This is a genomic window from Serratia inhibens (assembly GCF_003591175.1).
GTDB classification, from domain to species: domain Bacteria; phylum Pseudomonadota; class Gammaproteobacteria; order Enterobacterales; family Enterobacteriaceae; genus Serratia; species Serratia inhibens.
Window position 1 is genome coordinate 120,716 of record NZ_QYYG01000012.1, and the last position, 12,458, is coordinate 133,173.

Consider the following 12,458-nt stretch of genomic DNA (forward strand, 5'->3'; position numbering starts at 1 on the left):
CATACGGAAAGAGGAATGCGAATTATGGTCACCCCCGCTCCCGCCAAACGCGGCAAAAAGCCCCGCGCCGCCTCGCCGGCCGCCAGCGCGGCGACCGGTCAGGTTCAATCGCTGACCCGTGGCCTGAAACTGCTGGAATACATTGCCGAAGCCCAGGGAAACGTGGCGCTGACCGATCTGGCCCAGCAGGCCGGGCTGCCGAATTCCACCACTCACCGCCTGCTCACCACCATGCAACAGCAGGGATTCGTGCGGCAGGTGGGCGATCTGGGCCTGTGGACCATTGGCTCACACGCCTTTGTGGTCGGCAGCAGCTTTCTGCAAAGCCGTAATCTGCTGGCGATGGTGCACCCGACGCTGCGCCGTCTGATGGAAGAATCCGGCGAGACGGTCAATCTGGCCGTGCTGGATACCAGCGAGTATCAGGCCATCATTATCGATCAGGTGCAATGCACCGCGCTGATGCGCATGTCGGCGCCGATCGGCGGTAAACTGCCGATGCATGCCTCCGGCGCGGGGAAGGCTTTTCTCTCTACCCTGTCGGATGAGCAAGTCACCAAACTGCTGCATAAAAAGGGCATGCAGACCTACACCCAACATACGATGACGCCGCATAATCTGAAGGAAGGGCTGGCGCAGATCCGCAAACAGGGCTTTTCCTTCGACGACGAAGAGCATGCCCTCGGCCTGCGCTGCGTGGCGGCCTGCATCTTCGACGAGCACCGGGAAGCCTTCGCCGCCATTTCCATCTCCGGTCCGGTGTCGCGCATCACCGATAACCGCGTAATTGAGCTGGGCGCGCTGGTGATCCACGCAGCGAAAGAGATCAGTCTGGAGTACGGCGGCGTACGCTGAAGAGACCCCGTGGCGCCGCCAGCGGCGCCCCGTATCTCATGCTGTTGTCAGCATGTAAAACTCTGTAGGCAGAGTGTTTCCAGCCCCGAAAAAACCTTGAAGCCGATCACAGTTAACGATCCTCACAGCTAAAGCCCATTGCAACCGGCCAAACTTCCTTCGACAATGTTACCGATAACATGTTACCGGTAACAACACCTGTCAACTAACCCTGTTTGCCGTTTTGGAGCTAAGCCATGACCAACAATCAAAACCGAATCTACGTCATCATGGGCGTTTCCGGCAGCGGCAAATCCGCCGTGGCCGCGGCGACCGCCCGCCAACTGTCCGCCGGGTTCCTCGACGGCGATTTCCTGCATCCACGCAGCAATATCCTGAAAATGGCCGCCGGTGAGCCGCTCAACGATGATGACCGCGCCCCGTGGCTGGCCGCGCTCAACGACGCCGCCTTCGCCATGCAGCGCACCAATAGCGTGTCGATCATCGTCTGCTCTGCGCTGAAAAAGCATTACCGCGATCGCCTGCGCGCCGGTAACGGCAACCTGTCATTCATCTATCTGCACGGTGATTTCCCGGTGATCGAAGCCCGCCTGGCAGCGCGCAACGGCCACTTCTTCAAACCGCAAATGCTGGTCACCCAGTTCGCCGCGCTGGAACAGCCGGGCGTCGATGAAAGCGACGTGATGGCCGTCGACATCAATCAGCCGCTGGAAGGCGTAATTGCCGATACGGTGCGCCATATCCAAAGCTTCCTGCCACAGGACGTGTGCGCGTGAGTACGATAACGCTGGTCGGTACCGCAGTCGGCTCGGTTTTACTGCTGTTATTCCTGGTGATGAAGGCGCGCATGCACGCCTTCGTCGCGTTAATGCTGGTGTCTATCGCCGCCGGTATTTTCTCCGGCATGCCGCTCGACCGCATCGCCGACACCATGCAGAAAGGCATGGGCGATACGCTGGGGTTTCTGGCGATTGTGGTGGCGCTGGGAGCCATGTTCGGCAAGATCCTGCATGAAGTCGGCGCGCTGGACCAAATTGCGGCGCATTTACTGAAACGTTTCGGTCAGAGCAAAGCACATTATGCCCTCGGCATCGCCGGTTTGATCTGCGCCCTGCCGCTGTTCTTTGACGTGGCGGTGGTGCTGCTGATCGGCATCGTATTTGCCGTGGCGCGCCGCACCGACGGCAACATCGTCAAGCTGGCTATTCCGCTGTTTGCCGGGGTCGCGGCAGCCGCCTCGTTCCTGCTGCCGGGGCCAGTGCCGATGCTGCTGGCTTCGCAGATGAAGGCCGATTTCGGCTGGATGATCGCCATCGGGCTGGTCGCCGCCACTCTCGGCATGCTGATTGCAGGTCCGTTGTACGGCAGCTTTATCAGCCGCTTCGTTAACTGGCCAATGCCGGCGGAGGAAAACGAACCTACGCTCAATAAAGGCAATCTGCCGTCATTTGGCTTTAGCCTGGCGCTGGTACTCTGCCCGCTGGTGCTGGTCGGCATGAAAACCATTGGCGCGCGACTGGTTACGCCCGGCTCGCAATTGCAGCAGTGGCTGGAGTTTATCGGCCACCCGTTCACCGCCATTCTGATCGCCTGTCTGATCGTGATTTACGGCCTGGCGAAACCGCGCGGCATGACCAATGAACAAACGCTGGCCATCTGCTCTGCGGCGGTGCAACCCGCCGGGATTATTCTGCTGATGACCGGCGCGGGCGGCGTGTTCAAACAGATCCTGGTGGATTCCGGCGTTGGCCCGGCGCTGGGTGATGCCATGATCGGCGCCGGCCTGCCGATCGCCGTAGCCTGTTTCGCGCTGTCCGCCGTAGTGCGGGTGATTCAGGGGTCTGCGACCGTCGCCTGCCTGACTACCGTCGGCCTGGTGCTGCCGGTCACCAGCCAACTGGGGCTGGGCGGTGGACAACTGGCCGCGCTGGCTATCTGCATCGCCGGCGGCTCGATCGTACTCAGCCACGTGAACGACGCCGGTTTTTGGCTGTTCGGTAAATTTACCGGCGCCAACGAACTGCAAACGCTGAAAACCTGGACGGTGATGGAAACCATTCTGGGCAGCGTGGGTGGGATCATCGGCATGGTCGCCTTCACCCTGTTTTAAAAAAATATAACGACATAACCCGCCCCCGGTCATTGCACATCAGGGCTGCAATCAACCCCCGGGGGCAGCGCCACTGGCGACGTCAATAACAACAGCAATGTGAGGAAGGTATGCTTAATCCAACCCTATCTCGTGTCACACAGCGCATCATCGAACGCTCCAAAGAGAGCCGAACCGCCTATCTGGCGCGCATCGAGGCCGCCCGCTCCCAAACCGTGCACCGCGCCCAACTGGCCTGCGGCAACCTGGCGCACGGCTTTGCCGCCTGCCAGCCGGATGACAAAACCGCGCTGAAAAATATGGTGCGCAGCGATATCGCCATCATCACCGCCTATAACGACATGCTTTCCGCCCACCAGCCGTATGAGAACTACCCACAGCGGCTGAAACAGGCGCTGCACGCGGTAGGCGCTGTCGGCCAGGTAGCCGGCGGCGTACCGGCGATGTGCGACGGCGTGACCCAGGGGCAGGACGGCATGGAGCTGTCGCTGATGAGCCGCGACGTAATCGCTATGTCTTCAGCCATCGGGCTGTCGCACAACATGTTCGACGGTGCGCTGTTCCTCGGCATCTGCGACAAAATCGTGCCGGGTCTGGTGATGTCCGCCCTGTCCTTCGGCCATTTGCCGGCGCTGTTTGTGCCCGCCGGCCCGATGAGCAGCGGTCTGCCGAACAAAGAGAAAGTGCGCGTGCGCCAGCTGTACGCCGAAGGCAAGGCTGACCGCCTGGCGCTGCTGGAAGCGGAGGCCGCCTCTTATCACGGCATCGGCACCTGCACCTTCTACGGCACCGCCAACACCAACCAGATGGTGATGGAAGTGATGGGTCTGCACCTGCCGGGCGCGTCCTTTGTTCACCCGGCCACGCCGCTGCGCGACGCGCTGACCGACGCCGCCGCACGCCAGGTCACCCGCCTGACCGAAACCGCCGGCAATTATCTGCCCGTCGGCCAACTGGTGGATGAGAAAGTGGTGGTGAACGGCATTGTTTCGCTGCTGGCCACCGGCGGCTCCACCAACCTGACCATGCACATGGTGGCGATGGCGCGCGCCGCAGGCATCATCATCAACTGGGACGATTTCTCAGAACTGTCGGATGCGGTGCCGCTGCTGTGCCGCATCTACCCGAACGGCCCGGCGGACATCAATCAGTTCCAGGCTGCGGGCGGCGTAGCCTTGGTGGTACGCGAGCTTTTGAAGCATGGCCTGCTGCACGAGGACGTGCACACCGTGGCCGGTTTTGGCCTGGCGCGTTACACCCAGGAGCCGTGGCTGGATAACGGCCAACTGGCCTGGCGTGAAGGGGTGGAAAGTTCGCTCGACGCCAAGGTTATCGCCAGCCTTGCCCAACCGTTCGAACATCACGGTGGCACCAAGGTGCTTTCCGGCAACCTCGGCCGGGCGGTGATGAAAACCTCGGCGGTGCCGACCGACAATCAGATTATCGAAGCGCCGGCGGTAGTCTTCGAAAGCCAGCACGACATCGTACCAGCGTTCGAGGCCGGCAAACTGGACCGCGACTGCGTGGTGGTGGTGCGTTTCCAGGGGCCACAGGCCAACGGCATGCCGGAGCTGCACAAGCTGATGCCACCGCTGGGCGTGTTGATGGACCGCGGTTTCAAGGTGGCGCTGGTGACCGACGGCCGCTTGTCAGGCGCTTCCGGCAAAGTGCCCTCCGCGATTCACGTTACCCCGGAAGCCTACACCGGTGGCCTGCTGGCGAAGGTGCAAAACGGCGACCCGATCCGCGTTAACGGCCGCACCGGCGAGCTGGAGTTGTTGGTCGATGCCGATGTGCTGGCGCAGCGCGCCCCTTCTCAGCCGGACCTGAGCGCGGAACACGTCGGTTGCGGCCGCGAACTGTTCGGCGCCTTGCGCAGCCAGCTTTCCGGCGCTGAACAAGGTGCCTGCTGCATCAAATTTTAATCGTTAGCATGGCCGCGGCGGCCATAACTGGAGAACATCGTTAATGAACAATTGGAAGACAAGCGCAGAGCAAATCCTGATGGCCGGGCCGGTCGTACCGGTGATCGTCATCAACAAGCTCGAACATGCGGTTCCGCTGGCAAAAGCCCTGGTCGCCGGCGGCGTGCGGGTGCTGGAAGTGACGCTGCGCACCGCCTGCGCGATGGACGCGATCCGCGCCATTGCCCAGGAAGTGCCGGACGCGATTATCGGTGCAGGCACCGTGATTAACCCTCAGCAGTTGCAGCAGGTGACCGACGCCGGCGCACAGTTCGCCATCAGCCCGGGCCTGACCGACGCGTTGCTGAAAGCGGCCACCGCCGGTTCGATCCCGTTAATTCCCGGTATCAGTACCGTGTCTGAACTGATGTTGGGTATGGATTATGGCCTGCGCGAGTTCAAGTTCTTCCCGGCGGAAGCCAACGGCGGCGTGAAAGCGCTGCAGGCGATCGGCGGCCCGTTCCCGCAGGTGCGCTTTTGCCCCACCGGTGGCATTTCACCGGGTAACTACCGCGACTATTTGGCGCTGAAAAGCGTGCTGTGCATCGGCGGCTCCTGGCTGGTGCCGGCGGATGCGCTGGAAAACGGCGACTACGCGCGCATCACCGAATTGGCGCGCGCAGCCGTTGCGGGTGCCGTGGCTTAATCGTATCGGGCGCGGCTTGCCGCGCTTCTACGCGGTGGCGGATGTCGCGGGCAGCGCCGTGCCGCTGCGCTGGCTGAAACGCCGCTTCTTGCGGTAAGCGAACACATCTTCCACATGCCCATCGCGGATACGCTGTTGCAACCCGCGCCAGTAGTCGGCCTCGAACAGGTCACTGTGCATCTCTTCAAACACTTGGCGAATGCGTCGATCGCCGCACAGGAAATGCCTGAACTCCTCCGGAAACACGTCGTTCGGCGACACGCTGTACCACGGCTCGCTGGCCAGTTCGTCCTCCGGATAGCGCGGCGGCGGGATATCGCGGAAATTCACCTCGGTCATGTAGCAAATTTCATCGTAATCGTAGAACACCACCCGCCCGTGACGGGTCACGCCGAAATTCTTGAACAGCATATCGCCGGGGAAGATATTGGCCGCCGCCAGTTGCTTGATGGCGTTGCCGTACTCCTCAATCGCATCGCGTATCTGCTGCTCACTGGCCTGCTCCAGATACAGGTTCAGCGGCGTCATGCGCCTTTCCATATACAGATGCTTGATCACGACGCGATCGCCCAGATCCTCCAGCTTGCCCGGCACTTCGCGCTGCAACTCCGCCAACAGTTCCGGGCTGAGACGCGCCTTGTCGACGACAAAATTCTCGTATTCCTGGGTATCCGCCATACGCCCGACGCGATCGTGCTCTTTCACCAGTTGGTAACAGGCCATCACCTGCGCCTGCGTCACCTCTTTTTGCGGTGCAAACTGATCTTTGATCACTTTGAACACCCGATCGAACGACGGCAGAGTAAACACCAGCATCACCATGCCCTTAACCCCTGGCGCGATGATGAACTGCTCCTGCGAGCGGGCCATGAACCTAAGGTATTCGCGGTAACACTCTGTTTTACCGTGCTTCTGGCAGCCAATCGCCATATACAACTCGGCGGTGGTTTTACCCGGCAGGATCTCGCGCAGCCACTCGACCATAGCCGCCGGCAAGGGTGCATAAACCATGAAGTACGAGCGGGCGAAGCCGAACACGATGCTGGCCTCGGCCTTGCTGGTCAGGCAGGTGTCGATAAACAGCGCGCCGGAATCGCTGTGATGAATAGGCAGCAGGAAAGGATAAACGCCGTCTGGCAACCGCAGTTTGCCAACCAGCCAGGCGGCCTTGTTGCGATAAAACAGTTCATTGGCGATCTGGAACGTTGCCCCCGCCAGTTGCTGTGCGCTGAAGCTTTGCTGCAATGCCAGGGTGATGTAATGAATATCGCGCGGCAAGTTCTCCCACGGCAGGCGCAGGGGTAAATCGGTCAGCAAGGTGTGCAGCATCGCCGGGACGTCGCCGCCGGCGGTAAAATTGCGCGATAGCGGGCGCGGGATGTCGCGAAAACGCCCTTCCGGCTGCGAACTGAAAACAAACAGCTTTTCCGGCGTCAGATCGCGGTGCCGGAACAGACGGCAATAGACCGAATTGAAGAAGCTCTCGGCAATCTCAAAACGCGGGTACTCCGGCAACAGATCGGTATAGACCGCTTTCACCCGGCAAGGGAAATCCGCATCAAAATATTTTTGCCCGGTGATGCACTTGAGTTGCTCCACCACCAGACCGACATGATGATCATACAGATGGATACGCTTTTTCATCGCCTGCTGTACGGCAGGCCAATCCGCCCGCTCAAAGCGCTGCTGCGCGCCGGCGGTCACCTCGAGGAAACGGCCGTATTGCGCATCAAAGCCCTGCAGGATCGTCTGTGCGATCAACAACTCCAGTTTTGCCGCCATCCTTACCTCCCGCCAGAAAACAGAGCCTGCATAAGCAGGCTCCGGAATACCCGTTATCAGCGCAGTTCCATCAGAACTGTTGCTCTTCCGTCGAACCGGTCAGCGCGGTCACCGAGGATGCGCCACCCTGAATGATGGTGGTGACTTTATCGAAGTAGCCGGTGCCCACTTCCTGCTGGTGTGAGGCAAAGGTGTAGCCACGCGCAACGGCGGCGAATTCCGGCTCTTGCACCTTCTCGACGTAGTGTTTCATGCCTTCACCCTGCGCATAAGCGTGTGCCAGATCGAACATGTTGAACCACATGCTGTGGATGCCGGCCAGGGTAATGAACTGGTATTTGTAGCCCATCGCGGACAGCTCTTCCTGGAAGCGAGCGATAGTCTGATCGTCCAGGTTCTTTTTCCAGTTGAACGACGGCGAGCAGTTGTAGGCCAGCAGCTTGCCCGGGAACTTGGCATGGATCGCGTCGGCGAAACGCTTGGCCGCTTGCAGATCCGGGGTTGAGGTTTCACACCACACCATGTCCGCATAAGGGGAGTAGGCCAGCCCGCGGCTGATCGCCTGTTCGATGCCGGCATGGGTGCGGAAAAAGCCCTCGGCGGTGCGTTCACCGGAAACGAATTCGCTGTCGTAAGGATCGCAATCGGATGTCAGCAAATCAGCCGCATCGGCATCCGTACGCGCAATCACCAGCGTTGGCACGCCGAGTACGTCGGCTGCCAGACGCGCGGCAACCAGCTTTTGGATCGCTTCCTGGGTTGGCACCAGCACTTTGCCGCCCATATGGCCGCATTTTTTTACCGCCGCCAGTTGGTCTTCGAAATGCACCCCGGCGGCACCGGCTTCAATCATCGCTTTCATCAGTTCGTAGGCGTTCAGTACGCCGCCAAAGCCGGCTTCCGCATCGGCGACGATCGGCAGGAAGAAATCGGTGTAACCTTTGCTGCCCGGTTCAATCTTGTTGGACCACTGGATCTGATCGGCGCGGCGGAAAGTGTTGTTGATGCGCTCAACCACCGTCGGCACCGAGTCCACCGGGTACAGCGACTGGTCCGGGTACATCGCGGTCGCGGTGTTGGCATCCGCCGCCACCTGCCAGCCAGACAGGTAAATCGCCTCGACGCCCGCTTTGGCCTGCTGCAACGCCTGGCCGCCAGTCAGCGCCCCCAGGCAGTTAACGTAGCCTTTGCGTGATTTGCCATTCAGCAGATCCCAAAGTTTGGCAGCGCCGTTCTGCGCCAGAGTGCAAACCGGGTTGACTGAGCCACGCAGGTTGATCACGTCTTCGGCGCTGTACGGGCGAGTGATGCCTTTCCAGCGGGCCGATTTCCATTCCTGTTCCAGCTGTTGAATCTGTTGAGTACGTGAGGTAGACATAATTTTTATCCTTTTCAATAATGTAGGGTTAATGTTCAGGAATGTTTTCAGGCCAGTAATTCGTAGCCGGGCAATGTCAGGAAATCGATCAGCTCATCTGAAACGGTGATTTTCTCCATCAGGCGCGCGGCCTCGGTAAAACGCCCGTGGCTGAAACGTTGCTCACCGAGTTCTTCTTGAATAACGAGAACTTCTTCGGCAAGCATCTTACGAAACAGCGCTTTGGTGACCAGTTGGCCGTCGCTGAGGGATTTTTCATGGTGGATCCACTGCCAGATCGAGGTACGGGAAATTTCTGCCGTCGCCGCATCCTCCATCAGCCCGTAAATCGGTACGCAGCCGTTGCCTGAGATCCAGGCCTCGATGTATTGCACCGCCACGCGAATGTTGGCACGCATACCGGCTTCGGTCCGCTCGCCGTCGCAAGGCTCCAGCAGTTGCGCGGCACTGATCGGCGCATCGCTTTCACGCAGCACTTCCAACTGGTTGCGGCGCTCGCCGAGTACCCGGCTGAACACTTCCATCACGGTGTCCGCCAGCCCTGGGTGCGCCACCCAGGTGCCGTCGTGACCGTTATTGGCCTCCAGCTCTTTATCCGCCCGCACCTTGTTCAGCACCCAGGCATTTTTCTCGGCGTCTTTGCTCGGGATAAACGCTGCCATGCCGCCCATCGCGAAGGCGCCACGTTTATGGCAGGTTTTGATCAGCAAGCGGGAATAGGCGCTGAGGAACGATTTGTCCATCGTGACCGACTGACGATCCGGCAACACTCGGTCAGCATGGTTTTTCAGCGTTTTTATGTAGCTGAAGATGTAATCCCAACGACCGCAGTTCAACCCGACGATATGGTCGCGCAGGTGATACAGGATCTCATCCATCTGGAAGACCGCCGGCAGCGTTTCAATCAGTACCGTGGCTTTGATGGTGCCGCGCGGCAGATCAAAGCGATCCTCGGTAAAGCTGAATACCTCGCTCCACCAGGCCGCTTCCTGCCAGGACTGGGTTTTCGGCAGATAGAAGTAAGGGCCGCTGCCTTTTTCCAGCAGTTGGCGGTAGTTGTGAAAGAAATACAGTGCGAAATCAAACAGGCCGCCGGGGATCGCTTCCCCTTGCCACTGCACGTGTTTCTCCGGCAGATGCAGGCCGCGTACACGGGCGATCAATACCGCCGGGTTTGGCTTCAACTGATAAATCTTTCCGGCTTCGTTGGTATAGGAGATGGTGCCGTTCACTGCATCATGCAGGTTGATTTGCCCCTCGATCACTTTGTCCCAGCTAGGTGCAAGCGAGTCTTCGAAATCGGCCATAAACACCTTCACATTGGCGTTCAAGGCATTGATCACCATCTTGCGTTCAACCGGCCCGGTGATTTCTACCCTGCGGTCGCGCAGATCATCGGGAATACCCAGGATCTTCCACTCACTCTCACGAATGGAAGTGGTTTCCGAAATAAATCCAGGAAGATCGCCTTGATCGATCTTCTGCTGCCAGCAGGCACGCGCAGCCAATAGCTTGTTGCGCTGTGGAGTAAATTTACTCACCAGTTCCGCCAGGAATTCGACCGCGTCATCCGTTAACACCTGTCGCTCAGCAGCGGTAAAACCCTGCGTAAACGTTAACTCCGTGCCTACTATCTGTTGCGTCATTGTCTTACTCCTTCCCATTGTTGCGCACCCGCCGTCGCCAGAAGACAGGTGCTTCTTCATCAGAAATCAATGTGGATCAGGGCATGCAAAACGATCTCGGCTGGTCAGATCTCAACCCCATTGGATCTAAGAATACTCAACTAAAAATAAAAATCAAAAACGATTTCCATTTTAATATTAAATATTTTATTAACCTATAATTATCAATAAGTTAATTTGAATAACGAATTTAACCGACAAGGAAACCGGTTCCATTAAATATCAGAATATAAAATAAGTGTTTGTTAATGAATGGATTTTATTGAGAATTTGGAGTGGAAAATGGGTTCTGGCCAGGAGGAAAAGACATCGGCGGCCTCGATTCAGCCGCCGGTAAAGGTAAAAAACGTTACTCGAGAGTGGGGTTCATATGGCGCAGATCGTACGGCGTGATCTGGTAGACATAGTAGTTCAGCCAGTTGGCGAACAGCAGATGGCCATGGCTGCGCCAGGAGGCTTTTGGAGTGAGTTCGGGGTTATCATCGGGGAAGTAGTTTAGCGGAACGACAGGGTTAAGGCCGGCCTCGTTATCGCGACAATACTCCCCCGCTAACGTCAACGCATCATATTCAGGGTGGCCTGTCACAAATGCCAGTCGCTTGTCTTTGCTGGCGAATAAATAAGCCCCGGTTTGCTCCGACTCGGCCAGAATGTCCAGATCCGTGTATTGACGAATAATCTCTGTAGGGAAGTCCGCATAGCGTGAATGCGGTGCCAGGAAGGTCTCATCAAAGCCACGAGTCAGCAGTGCATGCTGCTGCAATGTCTGATGCTGATAAACGCCCGAGAGCTTCTCCTCACGCGTCATCTTCGGGATGCCGTAGAGGATATTCAGCGCGGCCTGGACCGCCCAGCACACGAACAGCGTGGAGGTGACGTGGTTCTTCGCCCAGTCGATAACGCGTTCTATCTGCGGCCAGTAGGCAACGTCACAGAAATCAACTAACCCCAGCGGCGCGCCGGTCACGATCAGGCCATCGAAGTTCTGATCCTGAATGTCTTCAAAATCACAGTAAAAATTGTTCAGATGCTCCGCCGGCGTGTTCTTCGACTCACGGCTGTCGATGCGCAGCAGCTGGATGTCAATTTGCAGCGAAGAGTTGGAAAGTAGACGCAAAAACTGGTTTTCCGTCTCGATCTTCTTTGGCATCAGGTTGAGGATCAGTACTTTCAACGGCCTGATTTCCTGTGTTTTTGCCCGAGAGGATGTCATCACAAAGACATTCTCATTGCGCAAGAAACTGACTGCAGGTAACTCATCAGGAACACGAATCGGCATTGCTTAATCCTCACACATCCGTTTATACGTTTAGACTTCTAGATGCCCGAAGATAGCGTTTTTTTGGCTCAATGTCGAGTGTTCAACGGTAAGGTGAAAATGTTTCATTGCTGAGAACCTAGGGGGATGAAGCACCGTTATCGGGCAAATGCTGAAAAGCAAAAAGGCCATCCTTTCGGATGGCCTCTCGGCTTAATTGATGCTTGGCAGTGTCCTACAATATTCGTCTCATCCTGAGACTCACCCCTTTGGGGCCGCCGCAAGCGGCGTTGAAGCCCGTTTCCCGACGGGCTTTTCGCATGCCCATGCTCGTGTAGAACACCCAAAAATAGATAAAACAAAAAGCCCTATGCTTTCGCATAGGGCTTGTTGCTTTAATTGATGCTTGGCAGTGTCCTACTCTCGCATGGGGAGACCCCACACTACCATCGGCGCTACGGCGTTTCACTTCTGAGTTCGGCATGGGGTCAGGTGGGACCACCGCGCTATTGCCGCCAAGCAAATTCTTTTAATTCTTTTTGCCGAACTTCTAAACCCACTTTAAATAAAGTGGTGCTGATACCCAGAGTCGAACTGGGGACCTCACCCTTACCAAGGGTGCGCTCTACCAACTGAGCCATATCAGCACACTAATTTGATGCCTGGCAGTGTCCTACTCTCGCATGGGGAGACCCCACACTACCATCGGCGCTACGGCGTTTCACTTCTGAGTTCGGCATGGGGTCAGGTGGGACCACCGCGCTATTGCCGCCAGGCAAA

The 12,458-nt window shown here is 57.9% G+C and carries 9 protein-coding genes, 1 tRNA gene and 2 rRNA genes; 5 read left to right on the forward strand and 7 right to left on the reverse strand.

Going from position 1 to position 12,458, the window contains the following annotated elements; translation table 11 throughout:
- Nucleotides 1-24 precede the first annotated feature (24 nt).
- The 5 genes from iclR (at nucleotide 25) to D4100_RS24275 (ending at nucleotide 5,575) form a co-directional block, all read left to right on the forward strand.
- Nucleotides 25-855: a glyoxylate bypass operon transcriptional repressor IclR gene (gene iclR, locus D4100_RS24255; protein ID WP_004948889.1), complete on the forward strand. Its 831-nt coding sequence runs from the start codon at nucleotides 25-27 to the stop codon at nucleotides 853-855.
- Between the two features lie 236 nt (nucleotides 856-1,091).
- On the forward strand, nucleotides 1,092-1,631 hold the full coding sequence (gene gntK / locus D4100_RS24260) for a gluconokinase (protein WP_004948892.1): 540 nt from the start codon (nucleotides 1,092-1,094) through the stop codon (nucleotides 1,629-1,631).
- The gene (gntU, locus tag D4100_RS24265) at nucleotides 1,628-2,965 is read left to right on the forward strand and encodes a gluconate transporter (RefSeq protein WP_004948895.1); all 1,338 of its coding nucleotides are present in this window, start codon (nucleotides 1,628-1,630) and stop codon (nucleotides 2,963-2,965) included. Before gntK ends, gntU begins: the two co-directional genes overlap by 4 nt.
- Before the next feature lie 110 nt (nucleotides 2,966-3,075).
- Nucleotides 3,076-4,890 (forward strand): phosphogluconate dehydratase, encoded by a 1,815-nt coding sequence (edd, locus tag D4100_RS24270; RefSeq protein ID WP_004948899.1) that lies wholly within the window; start codon nucleotides 3,076-3,078, stop codon nucleotides 4,888-4,890.
- A gap of 43 nt (nucleotides 4,891-4,933) precedes the next feature.
- Entirely contained in the window at nucleotides 4,934-5,575 is a 642-nt protein-coding gene (locus D4100_RS24275; RefSeq protein ID WP_004948904.1) for a bifunctional 4-hydroxy-2-oxoglutarate aldolase/2-dehydro-3-deoxy-phosphogluconate aldolase, read from the forward strand.
- 27 nt (nucleotides 5,576-5,602) lie between these two features.
- On the opposite strand, the gene aceK is transcribed toward D4100_RS24275, so the two are convergent.
- The 7 genes from aceK to rrf (D4100_RS24310) form a co-directional block, all read right to left on the reverse strand.
- Nucleotides 5,603-7,357 carry a bifunctional isocitrate dehydrogenase kinase/phosphatase gene (aceK, locus tag D4100_RS24280; protein ID WP_004948906.1) on the reverse strand — a complete coding sequence of 585 codons (1,755 nt, stop codon included), beginning with the start codon at nucleotides 7,355-7,357 and terminating at the stop codon, nucleotides 5,603-5,605.
- Between the two features lie 70 nt (nucleotides 7,358-7,427).
- Nucleotides 7,428-8,735, reverse strand: coding sequence for an isocitrate lyase (aceA, locus tag D4100_RS24285; protein WP_004948909.1), 1,308 nt, complete (start codon nucleotides 8,733-8,735; stop codon nucleotides 7,428-7,430).
- 47 nt (nucleotides 8,736-8,782) lie between these two features.
- Nucleotides 8,783-10,381 (reverse strand): malate synthase A, encoded by a 1,599-nt coding sequence (gene aceB, locus D4100_RS24290; RefSeq protein WP_004948910.1) that lies wholly within the window; start codon nucleotides 10,379-10,381, stop codon nucleotides 8,783-8,785.
- Between the two features lie 388 nt (nucleotides 10,382-10,769).
- The gene (gene metA, locus D4100_RS24295) at nucleotides 10,770-11,699 is read right to left on the reverse strand and encodes a homoserine O-acetyltransferase MetA (RefSeq protein ID WP_004948912.1); all 930 of its coding nucleotides are present in this window, start codon (nucleotides 11,697-11,699) and stop codon (nucleotides 10,770-10,772) included.
- A 383-nt stretch (nucleotides 11,700-12,082) separates the two neighbouring features.
- Nucleotides 12,083-12,198, reverse strand: a 5S ribosomal RNA gene (gene rrf / locus D4100_RS24300).
- A 51-nt stretch (nucleotides 12,199-12,249) separates the two neighbouring features.
- Nucleotides 12,250-12,325 (reverse strand) — tRNA-Thr (locus tag D4100_RS24305).
- Between the two features lie 13 nt (nucleotides 12,326-12,338).
- Nucleotides 12,339-12,454: ribosomal RNA gene (gene rrf, locus D4100_RS24310) — 5S ribosomal RNA — on the reverse strand.
- Nucleotides 12,455-12,458: the final 4 nt, after the last annotated feature.